The 25,218-nt window shown below is 41.5% G+C and carries 21 protein-coding genes; 16 read left to right on the forward strand and 5 right to left on the reverse strand.

The window, feature by feature from the left end; genetic code table 11:
* The first annotated feature begins 100 nt into the window (after positions 1 to 100).
* Entirely contained in the window at positions 101 to 454 is a 354-nt protein-coding gene (locus GSY63_RS01465) for a hypothetical protein (RefSeq protein WP_166584041.1), read from the forward strand.
* 321 nt (positions 455 to 775) lie between these two features.
* Here the strand turns inward: GSY63_RS01465 and GSY63_RS01470 are convergent, their stop codons facing one another.
* Positions 776 to 1,666 carry a DUF72 domain-containing protein gene (locus tag GSY63_RS01470; protein WP_166584042.1) on the reverse strand — a complete coding sequence of 297 codons (891 nt, stop codon included), beginning with the start codon at positions 1,664 to 1,666 and terminating at the stop codon, positions 776 to 778.
* Positions 1,667 to 1,717: 51 nt separating this feature from the next.
* Here GSY63_RS01470 and GSY63_RS01475 point away from each other — a divergent pair, with 51 nt between their 5' ends.
* From GSY63_RS01475 to GSY63_RS01485, 3 genes are all read left to right on the forward strand, one after another.
* The gene (locus GSY63_RS01475) at positions 1,718 to 1,966 is read left to right on the forward strand and encodes a hypothetical protein (RefSeq protein ID WP_166584043.1); all 249 of its coding nucleotides are present in this window, start codon (positions 1,718 to 1,720) and stop codon (positions 1,964 to 1,966) included.
* Between the two features lie 12 nt (positions 1,967 to 1,978).
* Positions 1,979 to 2,749, forward strand: coding sequence for a DNA-formamidopyrimidine glycosylase family protein (locus tag GSY63_RS01480; RefSeq protein WP_166584044.1), 771 nt, complete (start codon positions 1,979 to 1,981; stop codon positions 2,747 to 2,749).
* Positions 2,750 to 3,316: 567 nt separating this feature from the next.
* Positions 3,317 to 3,895: an LLM class oxidoreductase gene (locus GSY63_RS01485; RefSeq protein ID WP_166584045.1), complete on the forward strand. Its 579-nt coding sequence runs from the start codon at positions 3,317 to 3,319 to the stop codon at positions 3,893 to 3,895.
* A gap of 300 nt (positions 3,896 to 4,195) precedes the next feature.
* Here the strand turns inward: GSY63_RS01485 and GSY63_RS01490 are convergent, their stop codons facing one another.
* Positions 4,196 to 5,974: a carboxypeptidase-like regulatory domain-containing protein gene (locus GSY63_RS01490; RefSeq protein ID WP_166584046.1), complete on the reverse strand. Its 1,779-nt coding sequence runs from the start codon at positions 5,972 to 5,974 to the stop codon at positions 4,196 to 4,198.
* A gap of 661 nt (positions 5,975 to 6,635) precedes the next feature.
* On the opposite strand from GSY63_RS01490, the gene GSY63_RS01495 reads away from it, so the two are divergent.
* Positions 6,636 to 7,226, forward strand: coding sequence for an ATP-binding cassette domain-containing protein (locus GSY63_RS01495; RefSeq protein WP_166584047.1), 591 nt, complete (start codon positions 6,636 to 6,638; stop codon positions 7,224 to 7,226).
* A 500-nt stretch (positions 7,227 to 7,726) separates the two neighbouring features.
* Positions 7,727 to 7,966 (forward strand): hypothetical protein, encoded by a 240-nt coding sequence (locus GSY63_RS01500; RefSeq protein WP_166584048.1) that lies wholly within the window; start codon positions 7,727 to 7,729, stop codon positions 7,964 to 7,966.
* Between the two features lie 109 nt (positions 7,967 to 8,075).
* On the opposite strand, the gene GSY63_RS01505 is transcribed toward GSY63_RS01500, so the two are convergent.
* Complete coding sequence (locus GSY63_RS01505; RefSeq protein WP_166584049.1) at positions 8,076 to 8,960, reverse strand: glycogen-binding domain-containing protein; 885 nt, start codon at positions 8,958 to 8,960, stop codon at positions 8,076 to 8,078.
* 288 nt (positions 8,961 to 9,248) lie between these two features.
* On the opposite strand from GSY63_RS01505, the gene GSY63_RS01510 reads away from it, so the two are divergent.
* From GSY63_RS01510 to GSY63_RS01520, 3 genes are all read left to right on the forward strand, one after another.
* Positions 9,249 to 10,688, forward strand: coding sequence for a hypothetical protein (locus GSY63_RS01510; RefSeq protein ID WP_166584050.1), 1,440 nt, complete (start codon positions 9,249 to 9,251; stop codon positions 10,686 to 10,688).
* A 1-nt stretch (position 10,689) separates the two neighbouring features.
* The gene (locus GSY63_RS01515; RefSeq protein ID WP_166584051.1) at positions 10,690 to 11,253 is read left to right on the forward strand and encodes a hypothetical protein; all 564 of its coding nucleotides are present in this window, start codon (positions 10,690 to 10,692) and stop codon (positions 11,251 to 11,253) included.
* 443 nt (positions 11,254 to 11,696) lie between these two features.
* Positions 11,697 to 13,856 (forward strand): hypothetical protein, encoded by a 2,160-nt coding sequence (locus tag GSY63_RS01520; protein WP_166584052.1) that lies wholly within the window; start codon positions 11,697 to 11,699, stop codon positions 13,854 to 13,856.
* 131 nt (positions 13,857 to 13,987) lie between these two features.
* Here GSY63_RS01520 and GSY63_RS01525 read toward each other — a convergent pair whose 3' ends face one another.
* Positions 13,988 to 14,266 (reverse strand): hypothetical protein, encoded by a 279-nt coding sequence (locus GSY63_RS01525; protein ID WP_166584053.1) that lies wholly within the window; start codon positions 14,264 to 14,266, stop codon positions 13,988 to 13,990.
* A 93-nt stretch (positions 14,267 to 14,359) separates the two neighbouring features.
* Between GSY63_RS01525 and GSY63_RS01530 the strand changes: the two genes are divergently transcribed.
* Both GSY63_RS01530 and GSY63_RS01535 read left to right on the forward strand, forming a co-directional pair.
* A complete protein-coding gene (locus GSY63_RS01530) occupies positions 14,360 to 15,493 on the forward strand; it encodes a S1/P1 nuclease (protein WP_166584054.1) in 1,134 nt (377 codons plus the stop codon).
* A gap of 161 nt (positions 15,494 to 15,654) precedes the next feature.
* Positions 15,655 to 16,089 carry a hypothetical protein gene (locus GSY63_RS01535; RefSeq protein WP_166584055.1) on the forward strand — a complete coding sequence of 145 codons (435 nt, stop codon included), beginning with the start codon at positions 15,655 to 15,657 and terminating at the stop codon, positions 16,087 to 16,089.
* A gap of 91 nt (positions 16,090 to 16,180) precedes the next feature.
* Here GSY63_RS01535 and GSY63_RS01540 read toward each other — a convergent pair whose 3' ends face one another.
* Complete coding sequence (locus GSY63_RS01540; protein ID WP_166584056.1) at positions 16,181 to 17,203, reverse strand: LacI family DNA-binding transcriptional regulator; 1,023 nt, start codon at positions 17,201 to 17,203, stop codon at positions 16,181 to 16,183.
* Between the two features lie 325 nt (positions 17,204 to 17,528).
* On the opposite strand from GSY63_RS01540, the gene GSY63_RS01545 reads away from it, so the two are divergent.
* The 5 genes from GSY63_RS01545 to GSY63_RS01565 all read left to right on the forward strand — a co-directional run.
* The gene (locus tag GSY63_RS01545) at positions 17,529 to 18,392 is read left to right on the forward strand and encodes an ROK family protein (protein WP_166584057.1); all 864 of its coding nucleotides are present in this window, start codon (positions 17,529 to 17,531) and stop codon (positions 18,390 to 18,392) included.
* A 144-nt stretch (positions 18,393 to 18,536) separates the two neighbouring features.
* Positions 18,537 to 19,700, forward strand: coding sequence for a glycoside hydrolase family 130 protein (locus GSY63_RS01550; RefSeq protein WP_166584058.1), 1,164 nt, complete (start codon positions 18,537 to 18,539; stop codon positions 19,698 to 19,700).
* Between the two features lie 224 nt (positions 19,701 to 19,924).
* Positions 19,925 to 23,089, forward strand: coding sequence for a SusC/RagA family TonB-linked outer membrane protein (locus GSY63_RS01555; protein WP_166584059.1), 3,165 nt, complete (start codon positions 19,925 to 19,927; stop codon positions 23,087 to 23,089).
* A gap of 11 nt (positions 23,090 to 23,100) precedes the next feature.
* Positions 23,101 to 24,618 carry a RagB/SusD family nutrient uptake outer membrane protein gene (locus GSY63_RS01560; protein ID WP_166584060.1) on the forward strand — a complete coding sequence of 506 codons (1,518 nt, stop codon included), beginning with the start codon at positions 23,101 to 23,103 and terminating at the stop codon, positions 24,616 to 24,618.
* Positions 24,619 to 24,644: 26 nt separating this feature from the next.
* On the forward strand, positions 24,645 to 25,218 hold a 574-nt coding region (locus GSY63_RS01565), incomplete at its 3' end, for a hypothetical protein (protein WP_166584061.1).

Genomic DNA, 25,218 nt, shown 5'->3' on the forward strand with positions numbered 1-25,218 from the left:
AAAGTTTTTCATTTCTACTTGTAAACCATTATCCAATTTCATGGTTTTATAATTTGATAACCACGATTTCGAACGGATATTTCCGGAAAACATCTGACCAATGGCAACCGAGCAAGAAAAATTAGTTCAACAGCTGTATGTACTGAAAAATAAAGTGCAGCATAGCGCAGACAGGAATGAAATCATCAGCATTATTGAACAGGCAATCGAGATTGCAACACCTGTCGCTCCACTTTTTGTTATTAACGACTTAACGACTGATGAAAGAAAAGAATCCAGGGTGGCATTATTGAAAAGAGAAATTTTCTGCATCAAAACTGGAAAATACATAGACATTGAAACCGTCAAGATTCAGGTATCTGCGTCTTTAATTATGTTTATGTTAGTTTTTGTCAGCGGGATAAACTCAGTGGATGCGATTGTAGGAAAGAACTTAACAGCTCAAGATTTATGAGATTTTAAAATTGGCCGGCCTACAGACGGTTGTATTATTTCGATTTAAAAGAATATTACATCCAATCGTATTAGAGCGGATTTTGTTTCCCAACCGAAATGAAAAAGAAACAGGTAGCTTCGCTCATTTACATTACCGCTAAGTTGCGAATCTGTTATGCTTAAAGTAGGATGATAGCGCATTAGAAAAAACTTTGAATCCATTTCGAGCTTTGCAATTCCTTATCAGCTTCTATTCCTTAGCGCTGCTGTTTGCGCAAAGCATCAAAGCAAGCCTACCTAGCATTGTTCATTGAAAGCTATTATAATGCACTCTTTGCAGTTATAGAAATATCGGCCCTGAAATGGTGGTGCCTAAAGCGTCGTTAAGTCTTCTAATCAAATAGTTACAGGCTTCCGGTACAAACTTTTCGTTGTTCTGGTGCATAAAGAACCACACCGTACTCAGTCCCATGCTTTTCCAGGCCTTTAGCCTTTCCACCCACTCGTCCATCCGGGTGTAATCACTCGGCGCCAGATCGTTCCCGACAAAGCGTATAATGGCTTCAGTTGTGGTCAGTTCCATATGGACACAATCCCTTCTTCCAGCGGTATCAGATATTATTGTCCCTATATCGTGTTTGCGAAGCAATTCAAAAAGATCCTTACGATTTGACGGATTGCCAAACCAGTCCCTGTGACGCACTTCAACGCCGACCTTAATAGAAGTCGGTAACGCTTCCAGGTAAGCTTTAAGCTGCGGAAAGCTTTTAGGGGAGAAGTTTTCGCCCAACTGCAGCAGTAAGGGACCGAGATGGTTTCCGAAAGCAGTTAGGCTCTGATAGAATCTGGCCGTTTGTTCTTCTGCATTTGCGAGCCTGCGGATATGGGTGATGTTCTGCGGGAACTTGGGGCAAAACTTGAAATTGGGCACCTCCGCCACTTGCTGTACCCACTTGGAAAGCTGATCTGCGGTGTAGATGGTATAGAAGGAGGGACCAAATTCAATAGTATTGAAATTTTTGCTGTAGATAGGAAGCAACGCTTTGGCAGGCGTTTTCTCTGGATATATTTTGCCCATCCAACCTTTTTCGATCCATTTAGACGCGCCTACATATACTTTCAGTTCACGACCCTGATTAGCAGTTGCCAATGTACGCTTTGTCCCGGCCGTATCAGGGGCCAGTGAAAAGTTGATATCTCCCAGTGCGTCGTTAATATGTCCAAATTGCATCTGGTAAAATTAAAGATTAAGAAATTTCTGCAGCACAAATCCTTAGTTTAAATGTTTTATTTTGTAAAGATGGAGGAGGAGCAACATCCAGTTATAGGTTTTGGCCTGGAATACGGCAACCAATTGATCTATTGTGAGGCAATCATGCAGGACAATCATTATGACGTACTTTTCGACGGGAAATGGACAGCCTCGCTCGCACATAATGACGATTGGAATTGGATGCAGGCGTCCGGTGTAATCCTTCCCGACGAGACGATTGCTGAAATCGGTTTCAAAATAGAAAGCTACTACCAATAACAACGAAACTTTATGCCCGAGATACCCGATCTGAATATATTCGCAAGTAACCTAGCTAAACGCCTTGCCGGCAAAACGCTCAGCAACATTCGCATTCTGGTTCCGCGAAAACTCAAAGAACCGGAAGCCGCCTTTAAAGAAGCGCTTGAAGGACAACAACTGAAGTCTATCAACCGGGTGGGAAAACAATTGTATTTTGAATTTGCCGGGCACATTTTAGGGCTACACCTGATGCTTTACGGATCGATGCACTGGTATGAGGGTGCCAACGAGAACAAGTTTACCATCGCAGAACTCCTGTTTTCGGATGGTACCGGTCTTGCCATTACGGACTGGCAGAAATCCGTAATGCTGGCCCTTGACCCCGAGATATCAATAGTTCCTGATGCCATGGATTTGAAGAACGATTACCTGCAAACCGCGCTGAAGAAAATCAGTCGCCCGATCAAAACAGTGCTAACCGACGGCAAGGTAGTTCAGGGGATCGGCAATGCCTATGTAGACGAAATCCTTTACGCGGCGAAACTTTCCCCTTTTTCCATAGCTGCTAAGATTCCTGAAGAAAAAATTACGGTGCTGACGAATTCTGTCAAAAAAGTTTTAACCGAAGCGGAAGCACATATCCGGCAAAATTTCCCGGATACCATTACGGAGAAGGAACGTGATTTTCTGCAGGTCCACCTCCCTAAACACAAGGTGACACCTAATGGCGAAGATATTTTGGTAGCAGAAATCGCAGCGCGAAAAACTTATTACACGAAAGGCCAGGAGCTATTTGAATAACCTCATTTGTGAATGTTTGTCATAGAGAAACAAACAATATAAAGGTAGAGCATAACCCTTTTGCGGCGAGTGCGAGAGGTTTGTTAATTAAGAAAAACAGAATATATCAGCGTAATTCTGGACCTAAAGCATTTCCACAATTTAGTTCAACTAATCTGTGTTTTAATTTATTAAACGATTTTGCGTCACCTAAATTACGAACAAAATACAGGTAGTCGAATAGAAAACAGCCTCCTTGACTTTAAAGAAGGTTGGTGAGGGATCATTAATGAAAAACCCCTTAAATCGTTGACTCAAGGGGTTTCAAGTTGTAGAATTTGTCTAATCTGTGCGCTCAACAGGATTCGAATCTTTATCGTGATTTACTGATTTTTAACCCGCTTTTGCCGTTTTTAATATCTTGGTATTCTTGTCGGTACTCTTTCTATTTCTGACTTGAATTACATTTATCAATTATTTATCTAAAAACAAAGTAAATAAAAAGTCGACTGATAATATCCTGTTTAGCAGCGGGCATTCTGTGGTGTCGCATTACAGCCAAACAGGGATCAATTAACCCAAAGTGATATGGAAACCAAATTGATAGAAATATCCAACTGGATCGACAACGGATTTTCAGAAAATTCAGCGTTTTCAGACATTCATCTATTTAGAAATAAAAAGCCTTTGGGGCTATACGTATTAGGATCAACATTATCGAGTGCTGAGTCAGCAGCTCGACAAGGTTTACCATACGTATTTGCTGATTTCTTTCATCCGGTAATAACTGAAAAGGCAATTAAAATCTATAGAAAAGAATTTAAAAAGCCGAAATTTCGCGGTGATGATGCGCGGCAGGAAATCACCTTGTGTTTTAGAATCATCTGTGCAGAGACTGATGAGCAGGTCAGAAGGTTGCTGGCGCCTGTTCATTTAATGTATCGACAAATTCTTGAAAGTAATTTTATCAACCTTCTATATCCGGAAGATGCAATTGCATTGCTTGGTAGCATACCAACGGTTAAAACTAACAATTCATTAAAGAACGGCTTTCCCCAAATACTCGCCGGCACCCCAGGGCAAATTATCAGTTTAATTCAGAAAAAATTAAAAAGGGATCGGAAAGGTGGACGAGATTATGTTTCAGGATTTAATCACAGATCATGAGTCTAGAATGACCTGTTATCGCCTTTTAGATAGCGTGTTTAATTGAATGCATCACTATAAGGTCTATTGTATCTTAAGGTCTAAAGCTTTTCGGCCTAACATACCGTCACTACTAATTCCTTCTATAACGATATGATAAACGCCTGGTGAACTGAAGGTGTTAAACTCAAAAAACGCATGTCCGTTATTATCTGATAATATTTGAGGGTGCCAGTAAATAGTTTCTTCATAGTTACCATTTGCGATGCCCTTTGATAGACGGGGAGGGGTATAAAATTCTTTTACCAACTCATAGCCAGATTAGGTAAAAATAACTGTATTGGGTGCGGGAACATTCTTAGATGGCGCGTCGCCGCTCTTTCTTTGTTTAGTTGTAACAATGAACAGACCGCCATTACCTTTTTCTCCATAAACATAAGCTAGCGATCCAGCTTTAATTATCTCCACTGATTCTACATCTGCGGGGTTTAGACGATATAACTCAGACTGGTCGGCGTATATCCCGTCCAGAACTACTTGCACAGAGCCAGCTCCTCTCGTCGAATAAAAAGCCCCGTGACTCTCGCCAAAGCCTGATGGCAGATTATAAATTATGCCTTCTGCTAGTGTGCGATATTTTTTAAGCCTTTCACCTCCAATAACCGCATCAGCATTTCCAGCACCATTAAGGTTCGCAGAATTTTGGGCTTTCATTGTTTTGCCTTTGATAACAATTTCCTTCAACATCGGCGAATTTTTTACATTCCATCCTGTATCCGCTTCGCGTTTGCTGTATGATTTTTCTAGAGCCGTACTTGATATTGAATCAGGCGACAAGGTATTGCCGATTCCGTATCTATTTTCGAATTGTTCGTCGCCGTCCAGGATGACTTTAACTTTGTTTTTGTTCGGCAAATAGACGGCTCTCACAACAAACTTCGCACTATCAATAAAATCTAATTTACTAAACTCAAAGTGACCCAAATCATTAGTAGATGTAGTCAGAAACAATGGGCTTCCCGTTATGGAAACTATGGTAACTTGTGCGGCTTTTATAGGAGTGCCATCCAATCCGATTACTGTTCCGCTCACTTTTAAGTCTTTTTCTGGTTCGAAACTCAATTTTGTAAAAGAATTGGCAATCGTTTTCTTCCAGTCAAAACGTCGCCAGCCTTGTGTTAGCATTAAAAGATCGAGATTCGCCCTTCTTAAATTTGTAGTATCGGCGAAATAATAACTCGGTTCCGCAACAAACCCTTTTAAGTCAGAAGTAAGCAAAAGGTTGGAAAATATGGTTTCTTCGGTGTCGTCATTAAAGGGGAGGAGGCTTTTATTGGTAACGGATATCGAAAAGCTACCGATCGCAGGTTTAAAGTTGTAATCCGAAACATCAATTGAGATTTTAACCTTATCATCTAAAGTATAGGCAAGCTTGTCTGTTTTTATGCCAATATTAAGACCATCGTTGTTTATAAATACCAGTCTTTCCGCTAGTGGTTGATTATTTATAGAGAATACTGTGAGTTGGACAATTCCTGTTGGAAGTCTTCTTTTGGGAATAATGCCAGTTAGTGCCCCATTTGAAAGTTGATCTTGTACTGCATAGAAAATCAACCCGTTTGATTGAGCAATAATAACAACTGGATACGCCGATTTTCTAGAGGCGAGTGATATCTTTAAATAATTAGCATCTGAGTTGTCGCATAGTAACGCCAAATCGTTTGGACTGGACAATGGGATCGGAATGTCTTTTATTTCACCGTGAAGCGTTGTGACCATCGAATGGTAGGACCTGTTAGGTTCTGGTTTAAGCAAAAATGATCCCATCCCTAAGTGTTCTGTTTTGATCTCTGCGACTATTTTATTGTTTTCATCTTTGACAATACCTTTGATAATCGTACCGGTTCCATTGGGGCCGACTGCACGGAAAGCCTCTCGGTTTACTACTCCCGGGACAAGATTTCCTCCTTCCGGAAGAAATTTAACGAATGTGTTCGAGTTTATTTGTTGTTGGTCCGAAACAGAATTTTGTTTAACAGTTACCGTGCTGCCAACAAAAATGGATTTGTGAAAATAAAAGTCTTTTTCAAAGTTTCTCATCCATTTGGTGTAAGCCTTTATTTGATAATTGCCCTTTTGTAAGCGTGGAGATAAAGCGAGGTTACCCCACGAAAGGCCAGACTGAACGGGTAATATAATGGACTTCTCTAAAGAACCTTTGTCATTGAATAGGTCAACATATAGCACTTTACTTCGCTCAGTCAACTCATTCTTCTCCGCATTTATTACATACGCCTTAAACCAAATTGTATCACCAGCAATATAATATGGTTTGTCTAAATGCAGGTAAACCTTTTCTTGGGAAAAAATTTTCGGTAAATCGCTTTAAAGCACTAAAAATATCCTCGATGGGACCTCTCACTAAACTACAAATCTGAAGGTTAACGATAGTAAATAACAAAGAGAAATTTTTGACGGTCAACATATTGAGGGGTTTAGGCCAATTATTAGTATCTCCAGGTCGTTTGCAACGGAAAATGATTATATTCTATAACATTATTTTAAATATAGGAATTTATTAATATATATAAATATATGACCCCTATGTTTTAAATTAGCATGAAGAGAATAATCTTCCAGATCTTTAGAAAACCTAAATAACAGCCTTTGAAACCTTTACCATTTTATTTGCAATTAGATACAATGAATTGCGGACCAAGATGCCTGCGTATGATTGAATCGATTAAATGAAATACATGAGATGGAGGGCGAGGAGTCACCATCAGCCCAATATTTTAGAACAATTGCGCCATGTAGTGACTTAACGCTAAAGAACATTTGTTTCAAATACCCGGGCGCAGGAAATAACGATGTCTTATCAAATATTAATCTAACGATTCCAGCCAAAGAGACAACTGCTATAGTTGGCATGAGCGGCAGTGGAAAAACTACTGTACTTAAGCTACTTCTGGGTTTTTACTCAGCCACTAAAGGTGAAATTAAAATTGATGACGTGACAATAAATCAAATTCTTCCTACTATATGGAGAAAGAAGTGCGGAGTTGTTATGCAAGAAGGATTTATTTTTTCAGATACGGTGATAAACAACATCGCACCTGGAGAAGATAATCCTGATTTGAAGGAATTATGGAATGCGATCGAAATGGCCAGACTTGATGATTTTATCAATTCACCCCCGTTAGGATTATATACAAAAATTGGATTGGAAGGAAATGGGTTAAGCCAAGGCCAAAAACAACGCCTTTTAATTGCAAGAGCTATTTATAAAAACCGGAGTACTTGTTTTTTGATGAAGCGACCAATGCGATGGATTCTTTCAATGAGCTCTTAATTTTGAAAAATATCAATGACGTTTTTAAGGATAAGACAGTCGTAGTCGTTGCACATCGTCTTAGTACCGTAAAAAACGCAGATCAAATTGTAGTCATCGAAAGAGGAGAAATTGCCGAAATTGGAACTCATGAAATGTTAATTTCGCAAAAGGGAATTTATTTTAACTTGTTAAGATCACAACTAGAGGTCTTAGCTTAAAACTCAATGAAAAAAAAAGTTTTAGTCATACCGAATACGCCGAAAGTGTCCAAGCTATTATTTCAAAAGCACCACACTGGTTATTCAGGTGGTGGATTTTGATAGTTTTCTGGCTATTTTTTATTTTTTTCCACGCGTATAAAGCTTCCTGAAAAATTATTTGGACGCATCATAATTAAGGAGTTTACTCAATCCTATTATCTTTACCATAGGAAAAGTCCATCAGAACCTGTTTCTCAATTACTCGGAGAAATGCGGTTCAATCAAACTTTTTTTACAAAATTAAAAATTGGAATTCCTGTGTTCGTTCAACTGGATGCCTATCCATTTAAAGATTTTGGTTATCTCAACGGAACGTTGATTAAAGTGTCAGATAATCCCGCCAATGATTCGTTATATGTTGGCCTAATCGCGTTTGATAGTCAATTTGAAACTTCAATAAATTTTCATTTAAAGGTTACGAGCGGTATGATGGGGCAAGGTATAGCTATTCTCTCTAATAAAAGCTTAATGCAAAAGCTTTTAAGTTCAGTTAGATAGCTAGATCCAATATAACTGTCGACGAATAGCGAATGGCGGTTGCGGATCAAATATTTATAACAATTATCTTTTCGTTTGATAGATTGAGCCATTAACAGTGTTATAAAACCTAATCAACAATCAATATTGAATTGCTATTACCCTGCTCATCAGTTTCAATTTTTTTATTCTCAGGATCAAGGGTCCACACGCCATCTATGATAAATTTATATAAATATTTTCCGGGATCAAGTTTTTTTTGATAAGCCCATTGGCCGTAAGGGTGTTGACCCATTTTCCATTCATTTTTATTCCAGTTGTTAAAAGTTCCTGAAATCATGATTTCACTGGCACCAAACCACTGGAGTTTAAATGTAGTTCCCTCGAAACAATACGGACATTCCTCCGTAGGACTGTAATAGAGGTTAAATCCACATTTTTCACAAAGCCTCCTGCCGTCAGCATAATTAACCCAAAACTTAGCCATATGGGTCTCCGGAGGTAACCATTCACTAACTTCGCCGCTGTCTGCAAAATCGCTTATTTGTTTGATTGAATGATAAAGCAATTGACGTAATGCTAGTAAGTCTTTTGCAGCAATTCCTAAAGAAGGCCAATTACGTTCAAGATGTGGCCCCCCGAGATTTAGCCTGTTCGGTGCCCGCATGAAAAAAATATAGTTTGTTTCGTAGGCTTGACGATATAACGCTATTGCTTCTATCATAAAGTCCAAAGCTTCTGATAATTCATTTGAGCCTCTGTACTTGACGCCATTATTTAAGGTGATAATTTCGGTTTGAATGTTTTTGAGCGAGAGAAAAACGTATTCCCAAATCTCGTTATTCATACTTGCGAAGAGTACATTTTTCGATTTTAGGCTATTGATTACTTCTATAGCATCCTTTTTCAGCCCTTCCTGGAATTTGAATTTTAAAGGGCCAGCATTTACTTCTACGCTCTCCGGTTTAAGATATTGACTCAAATAAGCCTTTAGTGTTGCAAAATTATTAGCCATGATTATTTAGATTTAAAGTAAAGCTTTGCACAAACTGGTCTCAACTCTAATTAAAGCTACGTTGAAGTTACCAAATTAAATCCATGAATCTCGGCCGCGAAATAGGAAAGTGTTGGCAAAGTATTTAGCACGGTGTTGTGAGAATTTAAGAGATTCAAAAAACTGGTGAAGTTGCAAAATCATTGCGAACAAACTTGACTTTTAAGGATTATTTTAAGTAAGGGTGTTTATGCGAGGTATTGATATTGGCAAATAATTAATTATATTGCGATAACCAAACCTGTCACTATGAATTGTTTTTTCAAACCACGTCTGTGGCTAATAGTTCTTTTCCTGACAATCTTCAGTTGTAAAAAGGACTCTTCTACCTCAACTCATTTACATACGGATAATGCAGGCGTTGAAATAAGAAATTGGCTGGCGCTTCAAAAAGATTCTACTCACGTCGGCGAATTAACAAGCCATATTAAATGGGCTGAAGCACTTACACTGGCCGGGGATAGCAATTTATATTATTATGCAGTACCCGTTACCGGCTCTGATGAAAACTATAGCCCAAAAAAAATCTGCAGGTTTTTGATAGTTGAAGCCCAGTCAGATAAATCGCAAGGCTATTTACTAGAGGTACTTGCATCAGCCAAAGAATTTGATCAACATAAAGAAGAGTTAATAAAGGGATTTGCCAATATTAATATGAGCTTTAGTTATGAAGGAGACCTTTCCAAATTTACTATCAGCGGGGACTTTATAGAAAGCACCAGTTACGTTTCCGGCAAGCTCAAATCTTACTCCAAAATCTATAAAAAAACAAGTAGCGCTCCTAAGGCGATTCTCAGCTCGGGCAAGCAAGTCAATGATGTCTGTACCGATTGGTGGCTTAATGTAAACTATACGGATGGTACTGCGACGTCGACCTATTTGGGAAGTACATGTACCTGCGGTGGCGTTATTGCTTCACGTGACAAAATTGGCATTCTTTCTGTTAAAACATTGTGCGGCGGCGGCGGTGGCCCAGGAAGCCCGGGAGATGGTGGGGACAGTCCGGGATGCATTCACCAGGGTTCAAGTATTAAAAATAATAAGCTGATTCTTGCTGCGGGAGATCCTTGCACGGTAGAGCCACCCAAGGTTAAGTTTAACCTTTGTAATGGTCTGTCCGTACAACAGATAGCGGACTTTCAATCAACTTATAACTATTTGACAACGGGCAATTGTTTACAGCAGGCGCTGACTGTCAAAATAGAGGGGAAAGAAATCAATGTTTGTATAGGAGCAATGTCAGATCCATCAGCTATCGCGCAATCCACACCAGGTAATTTGGTTTGGAACCAAAATTTAGTTTTCTATGCGGGTACTTTGCAAGAAGAGCTCTTTCACCAGGTGCAGTTCGATTATTACGGCACAAATGCATCGCATGCGAATGTTGAATTCGAGGCTGCCTTGCTCCGCGACATGACAGATCATGCTTACGATGCGCTGCATTTAGCCAGCAGTGAAGATCAGGATAGATATAGAGCATTTCTGGATAGGATAACCGCAAACAACACAGGTTACCCAAAAACAATGAGTGATATTATGCCAACTCCTCAGGATGAGGCCTCCTATTTCAGCCTGGTAAATGCTTACAATAATCAATATGGAACCGGAAGTAGCCATCATGGCGTTGTCGATAATTCGCTTAAACCAACCGCTCTGTTAGAAGTCACTAATCTTTCAAAATGCCCGTAAAATGAAAACGATATTAACCATTCTATTTATAGCTATAGCCACCACCACGCACGCTCAGCAAATTTATTCGACTGGAACAGTTCAAGGTGTCAATCACACCTATATTGTCAAGACAAGAGATTTTCCGTCAAACAACCCCCTTGTATCTATTGCGAATACTCAAAATAAAACAAGTGGGCAGCGCATGAAAAGCAATCGGCTCGATTATGTTGATCCGGTACTCTTGGGCGTGAAAATAAACAATACCGCTTTAAACAATATTTTTAAGGAAGAAATTGAGCCTTCGGTTCTTCAGCGATTAGCCGCTAACCCTCAGAATTACGTAGGCCTGATCATAAATTTTAAACAAGATGGTAGCGTACTTGATGTCACATTTTCAACTCAGCAGACCTCTACTATAACTCCGCGCATCTTTGAAAAGATTGAAGACAGGATAAAAAGCGAAATAACTGCCACCTTTAATCAAGACAAAATTCCGGGCATTGGGGCACCTGCTTACACGACCTTCAATTTCATCACTAAATCATACATTATTTACTTTTATAAACTTAAACAGGTACAATAGTTTTTCTCTGGATAACGATTAGATGATCGATTGAAATCATAAAAAGAGTCATCCTCGAACATGGTTGCAGTGTTAATTGTTCGAAAATTACACATTCTTTTGCACAGTTTTTTTGAAACATAATTCTAAATTTTCTTCAGACGTAAACTTTGTAAATGAAAAGTCGCTTTCAAAATACTGCTTATTTCAATCTGTTCCCATATTTTGAATGATATCGATATCGACCAAAAGATTAGAACACTAATTTATTTCTTTGGTTCTTTCGTTAAACGTTGCCTTTAAAAAGCGGCTTCCCTATTATAAGTTTGGTAATCAGTATTTTATAGTTTATATTAGATATGCTTACAAAGTTCGAACTGGAAAGCTGCCATTGATACAGTCATTAAATTAGGCGGGTTAAAGGTTAGAATAAGGGAGGATCAACAATACCTAACCTGCGAATCATGGTAAACGGTTCACTCATTTCATCCCGTTATATCAAAATTTGTATCGTACTCTCGATATTGGCGGGTGTGTTTTGTTTTGCGGTCGAATTTGAAACCTATCGAACGAATGTGCATAATAAGGTTATAGGCTTAAATCAGGCATGGCAGTCCAACGCCAATAGGGAAATCAAGGTGGCTGAACATTATCCTGAATATGTACAGACCGCTTATAAAGACATAGAAGATTTTACGGGTATTTTACTTGACGACAATTTTAAGGAATGGTTTGACGGCTTTTTGGAGCAGGCTTACAATATCGATACACTTTCGAAATATAAAAATAAGTTGGATTCCGTGGTGAAGAATTACAATGGTCGATGGCAGATCACGCGAGATGTTGACAACATTGATCAGGTTAATTACAACAGAGGGCAATTATTAAATAAGATGAACCCGCCCGATCAGTTTAGCGACCGGGTGTTTAATGCATATGTTGACTATATCCAGGCCAGTTTCCCGTTTTTACTCAAATACAGGGATACTTCCCGAAATTCGTTTGAAAATTACAGCGATAGTTTGATGCATCGCATTTTGGCTAAAAATTATCGTGATTTTATATTAGTTGCTCCCTACATCAAGATTCATCGATTCTTTATCGCAAGCCAAGCTCCATCGAAAGAGCAATCAAGTAATATGAATTATAGCATGGCCGTCTACCCCGCGTATTACAACAATACATTCAGTGGACTGGTTGTTCCAGAACGACCGTGGTATAAAGCAGCGTTTAGTCGAAAATTTCCGCTACACTATCGACGAGCAGACAGGTATTATGATGCGTTATACGGATTAACGGGATTATACAATGATATTTCAACAACAACGACAACGGTGCTGGATCGAACTTTTGTCTGTTCCTTCACAGTTCCTAATTTGAATCCTAAAATAAGATTTTTTGCATGTCTAGACTTATTCTATGATAATGGCAAGGAATTTACTTGCCCAAGTCCCTTTACGTTATCTAGAAAGGCTAGTATTCCAGACAACTCAATACTGGGCAGGTTACCGTTCCAATGGGTAACCTCACTCAGGCTGGGATACTGTTTTTTGGCGGACGGCCTGTTTTCTGGATTGATTCTTTTCTTACTATTACAGATTCGCCTGATGAAGATTGGTATCCTGCGTCTATTTGAAAGTGTAATCAATCAATTGAATAGCGATTCCGTCTTGCTTTTTCGATTAAGAAGAAGAGAAGTACGGGCGTTAACTCCTGAAAATGTGTTTAGTCCGCCAAAAATAAAGTTGGAAGATACTGTTCAAATTGCATCTAAACATGAAAAGGTGTTGGAACGCGGCTTGGGATTTGATGGTAAAGTCAAATGGCTTTTCGCCCGTTTATATAGCTCTAGGAAGGACTCCACCGAAACGGAGGATAAAACTGTCAGTGCGGCGACTACTGAATTGACCCTCGGAATCGACAATATTAATTATTACAAGCGCATCGAGTTTTGGAAAATATACACGGGTAGTAGTCAACAGGAAGCAGGTGAATTTATCGTGAAATGGATGAATGCCATCTTTACGAAAGAAGAAATTTCGATTGATCTTCGTCGTGGGGAGTTTAAAAAAAGAGTGCCATTTAAACGCCAGAATGAAGTACTTGTATACCTCAAAAAAGAATTTGAAGCGCGCTTACAGACCAGAGACGAAGATCAATTTGACATCAAGGTGGAGGTTGGTCCGAAAGAGAGGGTAATTCTTGACATTCCTAACAGTATTGAAAATTGCAAACTCGAAAACCGCACCATATTGGAATATTTTACTTTGATAGGACGCCTGAATCGTTTTTATGAAAAGAAACTTTTCTTTCGTTACCGTGAAAATGATCACATCGAGTTTGAATATTTTCTTGAGTTGTATCGAAATATGAACGTTTATACTGTTTGCGGAATTGCTTTTCTGGAAAATCTGAACAGCAAAGAATCTCTGGAGAATTTTTTTAAAAATACGTCAAACGTAAACCGATTATATATTGAGACGGTACAAGGCCAATTTCTTAGGTTCTTTAATGACCTCCCACCTGGTGCGCAACAGCAATTAAAACATTTAAATAAAGACAGATTTCGCATTTATGCCTTTAATTCCGAAAGAGCTGATCAGATCGCCAAGTACAAACATTAGGATTTTGCCTTGGTTAAAAACGATTTAAAACAAACAGAATACGTTCTTTATCATACACCAACTTCAACAAAATCTGAAATCGGCTGGGCCAGTTGGAGGCGGATTGATATAGATTTTTACAGCGCGGTATATCAACTGCTTAAGACAGAGCTCGACCAGGATAGCATAGATATAACGGAATATCTACCATCAAGCAGCACCGATAAGAAAATACCTTGACTTTTACCGTGATTCTTTTCCAGGCGCTCCGAAGGTATTCCGTAAAGTATCGGAGTGAGGTCATCTAATCTTACGATAACATTGCTATCACTGTTGTTAGATTTAGAGTCGGCAATTCTTAGCATTAATGTGAGAGATATAGTTGATATGGCAATGAACACTTTAATGAAATAGGTGCCCATGGCTGTCATGTGAGTTTGGCTTGACACGCTGCGCTATGCCGCCAAATAATGTTTGCATCAGATGTTTACACAGAGGTAACATCAATCGTTTAACTTCGCCGCATGAAGAAATATTTGTTATCGTTCGTGTTCGCCCTATGCGCTGTTATATTAGTATCCTGGGGATATGTTGGTCATCAAACGGTCGCTTTAATTGCAGAGAAGCATTTAACGCCTCAAGCCCAGGAAGCTGTTAAAACATTGTTAGGCAATCAATCTATAGGTGATATAGCCAGTTGGGCGGATGAGATCAGGGATGACAAAACATTTCCGGAACACTTCATTAACGCCCCCTTGGGTTTAACCCGTTCCCAGTTTGAACAGGAGGTGATAAGTCAACCGCAGGATAACGTTTACAAAGCGATCCTTGCTAATGAGGCTATTCTTAAAAGTGTGATGACATCACATGAGGATAAACAGAAAGCCTTAAAGTTTATCGTGCATTTTGTAGGTGACCTCCACCAGCCTTTTCATGTATCCCGCAAAGAAGACCTGGGCGGTAACAAGATTCAGGTCCGGTTTGAAGATAAAGGAACAAACCTGCATTCCCTCTGGGATTCCAGGCTGATAGACAAGCAGGGTTTGAAATCATCTGAAATGGTAGCGCAGCTCGACCAGGCTACCCCTGACCAAATCAAACAGTGGCAGTCTGACAGCTTAATGCAATGGATATGGGAAAGTTATCAGATCGCCACCAGACTTTACGCTGAAGCTAAACCTGGCAGCAAGCTGGGTGAAGAATACTATCAAACACACATCGGTATTGTTGACGAACGTATAGAGCAAGCAGGCATTAGATTAGCCGGTTTGCTAAACGAGCTGTTTAAAAATGTTGAGGTAGCTTCTTTAAAAGCTAACGCGATAGACTCAACTTCTAAAGACAAGGATCAAATAGCACGGTATATTGAGCTTAAAGATATCAGCAAGCATCTTAACGAAACTGTTGTTACCAAAGGTGAAGTATCAGGCAGACGTGATATGGGTAGCTTTGTGTTGGTCAATCTGGGTGGGGAATATCCTAATCAATTGCTTACCGTTATGTTAAGAGGGGAATCCAAAAGCCTGGCTAAGGAATTGACCGGCAAGTACATTAGTGTTGAGGGTAAAGTGATTGACTATAAGGGCAAGCCTGAGATTGTGGTAACGGAAGTTGCAAAGATTTCGATCTTGCCATCGGCTGAATCCGACGGTAAATAAAAGCGCTGTTCATGGAAAATCCAAATCCTGTTTTTTGCCAAAGAAAGCAATCTCGTATTTGCACAATGATGATTTCCACATTAGGTTAACTTTTCAACAATTAGGTCAAGTTAATCTGGCGTTCCTATTTTAGCGATAGCGTTTCCGGATGGGGCTTTTAAATGGAAAAACAGTATTCAATAAATAACTTTGTGACCTTATCAGCAAATGGTAAGGTCGCGATCAATTCGGAAGAACAACAAGCGAACCTTTACCGATGGTTTAAGGAAGCGGGCTTTGGCCAAAGCGAGTTAAATGGGAAGATTGTCTTTTTTAAAATCGTGAATAACGTCGTCGTGCCTTCTTCGATCATCGCTATGCGATATGAATTTCTGCACTTCCTGGAATCTTATGATTTTAGGGAATGGCCGGAAGGGGTGACCAGACTTGATCTGATCGAATGGTTTTATGATACCAGGCCACCGAAGCGCAATGAACTTTTAAGAGATTTTTTATATCGGGAGCTTTCCAAAACGGAGCAGGAACAGTATTTGACTTATAGCGGTCGTCATCACAGGCTTGTTATCAATCCTGATGAGTTGCCTTCCTGTGCCTAAAGATAAACCTTAAAGAAAAGGTCAAGGTTCAAGATAAAATAAAGATCCGTTAGCGGGTCAGGTCGCAGTTACCTGAATGACCGGACCTTATTCAGGTCCTGGTCTTGGTGGATTTCCGTAAAATAAGGTCCGGTTGAATGATTACTTTATGAAGATCTTTTAAACGGACTTTGTTCTCCAGTTTGTCCAAAAGTATCTTGAATAACTGTTCAGCCATTTCATCAAGTGGCTGCGCGATCGCACTGATCGATGGGTTGAAAATTTTGAAGACATCGTGGTCATCAAATGCAATGACAGAAATATCTGAGGGTATATGTAAACCGGCTTCTGTAATGGCTTTGATGCCGCTTAGCGCCAGGTAGTTGGTGGCAAACACGATAGCTTGTAAATCGGGATTGCTTTTGATAAAGTCAAGCGATTGCGATACCGTGGTGTCGACGTCATTCTCAAAAGGAATCTCCAGGATAAAGGGATCGATATGGTGCCTCCTTAAAGCAGCAAGATAGCCGTCGCGCCTCTCCAGCATTTGCGTTTGTTGGGAATCCAAAGTAACCAGCGCAATTTTTTTTGCGGCAGTACTGATCAAAAACTCCACGGCTTCAAATGTGCCGTTATAATTGTCGAGCCCAACATAATCAGTGGGCGTACCAGGCAGGAAACGGTCAAATAATACCACAGGCAAATTGTCGTTTACTAGTGCTTTGATTTCCGCTTCGATCCCATTAGGCGGGGTGATGATATAGCCATCAACATGGCGTGCACGCAAGAGGTTGATCAGTTCCTTCGTCTTTTCGGGGTCATTCTCCGTACTGCAGTAAATTATTTTGTAACCGTTTTTATAGGCAAGGGCCTCTAAATGGTAAGCGATGTGGGAGAAGAAGTAATCAGATATTTTCTCTACTAACAGGCATATCATCTTTGTTTTGCCGGTGCTCAGGCTTTTGGCAAGTTGGTTAGGTTGATAACCGTTTTCTTCAATGAACTTTAGCACGCGCTCGGTAAGCTCGTTACTTATCCGTTTCTCTTTAGCTTTACCATTTAAAATAAACGACACCGTTGATTTCGCAACATTAAGTTGACTGGCGATATCGTTTATGGATAGTCTCTTCTTCATTTATTTAAGGTGTTGGTTGGCTTTACGAACTGTGCTAAATAGCAAATTTAATCTATTTGGTTGTTTAAAGCCGCTAAACAATTATTTAAGTCTATAGTCGGGCTACCTGCTCTTTAAAAAACTTATGCTTCAAATGTAATTATTTGAATTTGCAAAACCGGTTTTATTAATTATTATTGTAAACAGGTTTGCAAATAAATTCCAAGAAACCATTTGCAGCGTGTTATAAACCAATTATTTACCGATAGTTAATCAGCAATTTTTCGCACCGGGTTCAGAAAGCGCCGGATGCAGGCGATGCGCTATCCTCAAAATCAGGGTACTTATGCCAGTTGATCTTACATCCAGCTACATTCTGACTGCCGATATCGGCGGTTCTCACATCACCGCAGGGCTCTATGATACAGAAACTAAATTCGTTTTGGCAGAGAGTTTTGTACGCATGGAAGTCAACAGTAATGGAAGCGCGTATGAAATAATGGATGTATGGCAAAATGCCCTGCGTGCCGCAAAGCAGAGCCGATTAGCTAATTCCGGGTTGGCTATTGCGATGCCGGGGCCATTTGATTACGTTAACGGCATTTCCTACATTAAAGGCCTGAGCAAGTACGAATCGATATTTGGTATCAATATCAAAAATTATTTAGCCGAAGCCCTGGCTATCAAAACGAGCTCGATTTATTTCCGGAATGACGCAGAATCAACCATAGCAGGGGAGGTGTTGGCCGGTGCTGGTAAAAATTACAGGCGATTAATCGGCATAACCCTGGGCACCGGCTTCGGTTCGGCCTTCGCTGATGAAAAAAATGTGCTGGATTTAAACCTGGGTAGCAATCCTTTTCGGGAAAGTATTGCCGATGATTATTTTTCTACACGTTGGTTTCATAAACGTTATCTGCAGTTAACTGGTAAAAACCTGACCGATGGCGTAAAGGAATTGGCCGGTCTGGCAGAAAAAAGCGAATTGGCCAGGGGAATTTTTTATGAATTTGCAGATAATCTTGCTGAATTTATTCAAAAACCGGTTTTTCAATTGGAACCGGAAGCGTTGCTGCTTTGCGGAAGTATTGCCAAAGCTTCGCGATTTTTCTTGCCCCGTTTAGCTAAAAACATCAATTCAATATCGTTATCGCTTTCTGAATTAGGCGAATATGCGCCATTGATTGGCGCGGCTGCAATTGTGAGATAACAAGCCGTTTGATTGGGATAGTCAAAAAAAACTTTTTAAATAGTTTGCAAAACCGGTTTTATTAATTAATATTGTCAACAATATAAAACCGGTTTTGCAGCCAATAATTACCGGTGCTTCTATATAAACCTAAAATACATCTTAATGAATACCATTCGATTTAAGCTGGCGGCGGCCATACTTTGTTTGCTGCATGTTAATATTTCGCTTGCGCAAAAAACAATACCTAATAAGTTGCCCGCCTGGGCCTTTGGCGGATTTACCAGGCCTGCCGGCATTAATCCGATCATATCGCCTGATACCAGTTCTAAATTCCTGGATCCGATGTCTAACAGACGGGTTGGCTGGGAAGCATTTTACACTTTCAATCCGGCAGCGACCCTAAAAAACGGCAAAGTAGTGGTGCTATACCGTTCAGAAGATATGACGGGTGATTCTATCGGTACACGCACATCGCGTATCGGTTATGCCGAAAGCGCCAATGGGTTATCATTTACAAGAAGCGGCAAGCCAGTGTTGTATCCTGGTGATGATAATCAGAAGGAGTTTGAGTGGCCGGGTGGGTGCGAAGACCCACGTGTTGCAGTTACCGAAAAGGGCACCTATGTGATGTTTTACACGCAGTGGAACAGAAAAGTACCCCGACTGGGTGTGGCTACTTCGAAAGACCTGAAAACATGGGTTAAACATGGGCCGATTTTTCGGAAATTTTATGGAGGTAAATTTGCCGATATCCCCAATAAATCGGCTTCTATCTTAACAAAACTGAAAGGTGGCAAACTGGTAATTGCCAAAGTTAAGGGCGTTTACTGGATGTACTGGGGCGAGTTGCACGTATTTGCAGCAACATCTACCAACCTGGTGGATTGGAAGCCTGTTACAGACGGAAAGGGCGAGTTGAAATGGCTGATCTCGCCAAGGAAAAATTACTTCGACAGCGATTTAACAGAATGCGGGCCGCCTGCAATCATGACCAAAAATGGCATCATCCTCTTTTATAACGGCAAAAACCATCCCGGCGATGGGGGTGATAAGCGTTTTAATGGAAATTCCTATTGTGCCGGGCAGGCGTTATTTTCTTTAAATGATCCGACAAAGGTTATAGGCAGGCTTGCCGTCCCGTTTCTGCGTCCAAGAGAACCATTTGAAAAAAGTGGTCAGTATGTTAATGGAACGGTGTTTATTGAAGGCCTAGTGTATTTTAAAGCGAAGTGGTACCTGTACTATGGTTGCGCCGATTCGCGGGTGGGCGTAGCGGTATTTGATCCGCATAAACCCGCCGCACCTGATCCTTTACCAGCCTTGTAAACGTTGTGAAAATCGCTGATATCAAAAATATGGAAAAGTATTCCTGGTATCAGCCAAGGTACCGAAAACCAATAAACCAATGAGAAGAAAGGGCATTCTTATGAAATAAGCTATACAATCTCTACCGCTGGTAATAATGGCTATGCTTTCTATTATTCGCGACAGCCAATTGATCTATTGGCCTAACAATCAGATGTTAATTGTTAACTAAATAAGAAAAGTATATGAAAAAAACTTACAGTTATTTCATTATCCAACGATATGAAAAAGGGGTAAGCCTGAATATTAAACTGGCAGCTGCTTTGGTAATCGCCGCCACTACTCAGTTTGCTGTTCATGCGGGCTCTTTAAAAGTAAAAAGCCTTTCCGTAAAAACGCATCAAACGCAAAAGGCTGATGTGAAGATAACAGGTACCGTGGTAGATGCTACAGGCGTTTCGCTTCCGGGAGCAACCATTAGCTTAAAAGGCGGGCGTGGGGTTGCTGTAGCCGATGTTAACGGCCATTTTACGGCTACCGTGCCGGAAAATGCTGTTTTAACCATTAGTTATACCGGGTACGTTAGTCAGGACATGGCAGTGGCCGGCAAAACCGACCTGAGGATTGTATTGCAGCAAGCTGCCAATAACCTTAACGATGTGGTTGTGGTGGGTTACACCACGCAAAAGAAAAAGGATTTAACCGGTGCTGTATCTGTAATCAGTAGCAGGGATATTACCGCATTGCCGGTCGGCGGCGTGGACCAGGTTTTACAAGGCAAGGCCGCTGGCGTGTCTGTCACCGAAAATACCGGTGCACCTGGTGATGGCATCTCTGTCCGTGTGCGCGGCGTGGGAACCATTAACAACAATGATCCATTGTACATTATAGACGGCGTGCCCACCCAAAACGGAATTAACGAGATATCGCCGAATGATATCGAAAGCATCAATATTTTAAAGGATGCGTCATCTGCAGCTATTTATGGCGCCCGTGCGTCAAACGGCGTGGTCATCGTAACGACCAAACGGGGCAAATCGGGTAGAACGCAGGTGAGTGCAAGTGTTTATACGGGTGTTCAAACGGCACAGAACCTGATCAAAATGGCTAATAATTCGCAGTATGTGGCATCCTATAACACCGCGGCGAGGAACGATGGCAGGCCGGGAATTTCAGATAGTCTAGCCCGGACCTTGTCCGACGTAAACTGGCTTAAAGAGGTGCTGAAACCCGCACCGATTACCAACGCTCAATTATCGGTCAGCGGGGGCAATGATAATTCGCAATACATGGTTTCCGGCAACTATTTCACGCAGGATGGTTTAATCAAAAATTCATCTTACGACAGGTTTAACCTGCGTACCGCGGTAAGCGGTACCGTGAATAAATGGTTAAAATTAGGTACCAACGTTAACCTGGCTTATTCAAAAACCAGGGCGGTAGGCAGTTCGGGCGATGGTTATACCGGTGCAGCGGCCAGTGTGGTGCGCTATGCATTGTTCCGTACGCCGGGTACGCCTGTTTACAACGCCCAGGGACAATTTGTGGATTTGCCTAAGCAAGATGCCCTGTTAGGCAACTTTTTAGGAGATGGTATCAATCCCGTTGCCATGGCCGATGCGACCAACAGCAATACCTATGGCTACTCTGTTTTAGGCGATGCCTTTATTGAAATTGATCCTGTTAAGGGACTGAAGATCAAATCGGACATCGGCCTAAACCTCATTCAAACAGATTACAAGCAGTTTTATGAAACTTATGGTATCGATCGTTTCTTTAATTCTCCTAACTCCCTGGCCCAATCACATGCCAATGATTTGAGTTACAACTGGACCAATACCGCTACCTACGATCTGATCTTTGGTAAACATACCTTTAACTTTTTGGCCGGTTCCGAAGCCATTAAGCAGGATGTGCAGGCTTTGTCGGCGTCGCGTAAAGGATTTGTTAATCAATCTCCAAATTTCCAGTACCTGGATAATGGTACCGCCTCGAGTCAGCAGAATGGCGGCAATGAGTACCATTCGGCATTGTTTTCCATTTTTGGACGTATCGGCTATCAATACGATGATAAATACCTGGCCAGTGTAAACTACAGACGAGATGGCTCTTCGCAGTTAGATCCTTCTTCCCGTTATGAGAGCTTTTATTCGGGTTCGCTGGGTTGGAGAATCGACCGGGAGGAATTTATGAAAGATATTAAGCCGATATCCACCTTGAAGTTACGGGCCAGTATCGGGCAATTAGGTAACTCCCAAATAGGAACGTATCCGTATACTTCGCTTTTGAGCGGTAATTTTTATTATCCATTCGGTGGCGTAACGACACAGGGTTACAGTATCACATCGAAAGGAAACCCGAATATTAAATGGGAAAAAAGCACCCAGGAAGACATCGGGCTTGATTTAGGTTTCTTTGACAATACCTTGTTGCTTACAGCGGATTATTACATCAAAAATACTTCAAACGTTTTATTGAACCTGCCGCTCCCGAGTAGCGCTGGCAACGGCGGTAACCCTGCAGTGAATGCCGGCAAGGTACGTAACAGTGGCATCGAGTTAGAGTTAACCTATCGGAAAACAATAAATGAAAAGCTGAGCTTTAACGTAACCGGCAATTTTGCTACGGTGAGTAATAAGGTGACCTCACTTGCAGGTGCCGCACCTATTGCTAACGCACGGGTAGATAATAACTACTTTGCAACCTTAACGCAGGTTGGCCATCCTATCGGCTCGTTCTACTTATTACAGCAGGAGGGTATATTCCAAAACGCGCAACAGGTATTTACGCATGCTTACCAGGGCCCAGGAATACGCCCCGGAGACGTGATGTATAAAGACGTTAACGGCGACGGCGTGATAGACGATAAAGACCGCACCTTTGTGGGCAGCCCGATCCCTAAATTCACCTATGGCCTTACCGCCGGTGTAACCTATCAGAACTTTGATTTAAGTGTGTTCTTTCAGGGAGTTCATGGCAATAAGATCTATAATCAGGTGTTAACCGATATCGAAGGCTTCTACAGGCCGTTTAATATTACCGAGCGGATTGCCAATAACGCCTGGACGGGCCCCGGTTCAACCAATACCTATCCGCTGTTATCATGGACTGATGGCACGAACAACAAACAACCGTCTACCCGTTTTCTGGAAAGCGGCTCCTATCTGCGTTTGAAAAACGTCCAGTTGGGATATAAATTAGGTAAGAATGCTTTGCATGCCATCGGTTTATCATCTGTCAGAATTTTCGCCAGCGGCCAAAACCTGCTCACTTTCACCAAGTACAGTGGCCTCGATCCGGAACAATATTATAATGCCAACAACGGAAACGCCGTGACGGCAGTGGGCATCGATTGGGGAACTTACCCATCGGCACGGACGTACACGATAGGTCTTAACGCTAATTTCTAATCTTTAAAATCATGAAGATGAAATCGAAACATATTTATTTATTTGCGGCCGGCTTGCTGGTGATAGCGGCTTCAGGGTGCAAAAAGTTCTTGGAGCAGCCGGTGCTTGGTCAATACCAGTCTGATAATTTCTTTACTTCGGATGCCAATGCGGTACTGGCAGTTAACGCAGCTTACGCACAGCTGACATTTACCGATGCTTCGTCGAACGCGATATGGGTTTTAGGCGATCTGGCCTCCGACGATGCCATCAAAGGTAGCAGCGACGGCGACCAGGCGGATTTCCTAAACATTCAAAATTTCAATATCAACCCATCAAATTCGGCTGTCGAGGCCGTTTGGAAGCGATATTATGATGGTGTTTTTAAATGTAATGTCGTAACCGATGGTTTAGCCACTGCGCAGCCGGGTGTATCCGAGGCTACCCGTAACTCGGTATTAGGACAGGCAGAGTTTTTAAGGGCCTATTACTACTTTAACCTTACCGTGGCCTATGGTGACATACCCTTGCACCTTAAAGTAGAAACACCAGAAGAATTGCAAAGCCCCGCTATACCGCAAGTGCAGATCTACGCACAGATTGAAAAGGATTGCCAGGCTGCAGCTGGTGTATTACCCAATACCTGGAGCGGGGCCGATGTGGGGCGTGCCACTAAAGGTGCTGCGCTTGCCTTGTTAGCCAAAACTTATTTATTCGAAAAAAAATGGGCTTTGGCGGCTTCAACAGCGGCACAGGTTGAGGCATTGGGTGTATATAGTCTGTTGCCGGTATTTGCCGATAATTTCAGGGCGGCCACTAAAAATAACGCCGAGGCGGTGTTCTCCATTCAGCATACCTCCGGATTGTCGCCTTTTCAGGGTAATAATCTTAACCAGTGGTTTGCACCGCGTACGTTAAACGGGTACGGGTTCTACTTACCAACGCAGAGCCTGGCAGCCAATTTCGAAAAATCGCCTGGCAATGTGGACGATCCGCGTCTGGATTATACGGTTGGCCGTGCCGGACATCCTTATTACGACAGCGCCTTCGACCCCAGCTGGACAAGCACCGGATATGTTAGTAAGAAACATACCCAGCCATTATCTGAAATACCGCTCAGCATTAAAGGCGATGGCAACTTAAATTATCAGGCCATCCGCTTTGCCGAAGTTTTGTTGATCGAATCGGAAGCTTTAAATGAGTCGGGCAACAGCGCCGGGGCGTTGGTCCCGCTTAATAAAGTACGTAAACGTGCACGCGAAAGTTATATCAATGATCCAACACTGGCTGCTACAACAAACGGCATTGTTCCGGCAGGCTTATTGCCCGATATCACAACGACCAATCAGGCAACCCTGCGTGATCTGATCCGCGTGGAAAGGCGCTCAGAACTGGCCCTGGAATTCCACCGCTTCTTCGACATTATCCGGTATGGCGCTGATTATGCAACCAGGGCGTTGAAAGATAAACCTAACTTTAGTTATACGACCAATCAGTTTTTCCCTATACCGGAGAGCGAAAGGCAAACTAATTTAAAATTAGGTAAGTAATGATGAACTTCTATAAGCAAGAAACTATGAACAAGATTAAATATAACAGTGTCATGCTGACTATTTTAGCAGCTGTGCTGATCTTCTGCATATCGTGTAAGAAGGATCATGATCATCCTGATTACAATTCAAATAAAGCAAAACTAAGCCTGCAACTGGATTCTGCTAAAGCGCTATACGCGGCAGCTGTTGAGGGGAAACAGGCGGGCGATTATACCATAGGTTCCAAAGCAGAATTGCAAACAGCCATTAACCTGGCAACGCAGGTAACAACGGGCGATTTTACACAGGAACAGGTAAATAATGCTTCATCAAGTCTTACACGTGCAGTAGCATCTTTTAAAACCAAGCAAATCCAGGAAATATCGGTTGAAAACCTGGTCGCCTATTGGAAATTTGACGGCGATGTTACGGATGCCAGTGGCAACGGACATAACGGAACTTTAAAAACAGGCTGGATAGGGGCATCTGCTGCAACTGCAACGGACGGTGGAACGTTGCCGGTATTATCGGCAGACAGGTACGGCACAGCTGGAAAAGCTTACGCCTTCGACAATGGTGCTTATGTGGAAGTGCCGTACGCCGCTGCGCTGCGGCCAA

It is taken from the genome of Mucilaginibacter agri (assembly GCF_009928685.1).
In the GTDB taxonomy this organism is placed as follows: domain Bacteria; phylum Bacteroidota; class Bacteroidia; order Sphingobacteriales; family Sphingobacteriaceae; genus Mucilaginibacter; species Mucilaginibacter agri.

Coding starts and splice junctions, on each gene's coding strand:
- GSY63_RS01465 (WP_166584041.1), top strand. CDS start 101: ATGGCAACCGAGCAAGAAAAATTAGTTCAACAGCTGTATGTACTGAAA.
- GSY63_RS01470 (WP_166584042.1), bottom strand. CDS start 1,666: ATGCAATTTGGACATATTAACGACGCACTGGGAGATATCAACTTTTCA.
- GSY63_RS01475 (WP_166584043.1), top strand. CDS start 1,718: ATGTTTTATTTTGTAAAGATGGAGGAGGAGCAACATCCAGTTATAGGT.
- GSY63_RS01480 (WP_166584044.1), top strand. CDS start 1,979: ATGCCCGAGATACCCGATCTGAATATATTCGCAAGTAACCTAGCTAAA.
- GSY63_RS01485 (WP_166584045.1), top strand. CDS start 3,317: ATGGAAACCAAATTGATAGAAATATCCAACTGGATCGACAACGGATTT.
- GSY63_RS01490 (WP_166584046.1), bottom strand. CDS start 5,974: ATGAGAAACTTTGAAAAAGACTTTTATTTTCACAAATCCATTTTTGTT.
- GSY63_RS01495 (WP_166584047.1), top strand. CDS start 6,636: ATGGAGGGCGAGGAGTCACCATCAGCCCAATATTTTAGAACAATTGCG.
- GSY63_RS01505 (WP_166584049.1), bottom strand. CDS start 8,960: ATGGCTAATAATTTTGCAACACTAAAGGCTTATTTGAGTCAATATCTT.
- GSY63_RS01510 (WP_166584050.1), top strand. CDS start 9,249: ATGAATTGTTTTTTCAAACCACGTCTGTGGCTAATAGTTCTTTTCCTG.
- GSY63_RS01515 (WP_166584051.1), top strand. CDS start 10,690: ATGAAAACGATATTAACCATTCTATTTATAGCTATAGCCACCACCACG.
- GSY63_RS01520 (WP_166584052.1), top strand. CDS start 11,697: ATGGTAAACGGTTCACTCATTTCATCCCGTTATATCAAAATTTGTATC.
- GSY63_RS01525 (WP_166584053.1), bottom strand. CDS start 14,266: ATGACAGCCATGGGCACCTATTTCATTAAAGTGTTCATTGCCATATCA.
- GSY63_RS01530 (WP_166584054.1), top strand. CDS start 14,360: ATGAAGAAATATTTGTTATCGTTCGTGTTCGCCCTATGCGCTGTTATA.
- GSY63_RS01535 (WP_166584055.1), top strand. CDS start 15,655: ATGGAAAAACAGTATTCAATAAATAACTTTGTGACCTTATCAGCAAAT.
- GSY63_RS01540 (WP_166584056.1), bottom strand. CDS start 17,203: ATGAAGAAGAGACTATCCATAAACGATATCGCCAGTCAACTTAATGTT.
- GSY63_RS01545 (WP_166584057.1), top strand. CDS start 17,529: ATGCCAGTTGATCTTACATCCAGCTACATTCTGACTGCCGATATCGGC.
- GSY63_RS01550 (WP_166584058.1), top strand. CDS start 18,537: ATGAATACCATTCGATTTAAGCTGGCGGCGGCCATACTTTGTTTGCTG.
- GSY63_RS01555 (WP_166584059.1), top strand. CDS start 19,925: ATGAAAAAAACTTACAGTTATTTCATTATCCAACGATATGAAAAAGGG.
- GSY63_RS01560 (WP_166584060.1), top strand. CDS start 23,101: ATGAAGATGAAATCGAAACATATTTATTTATTTGCGGCCGGCTTGCTG.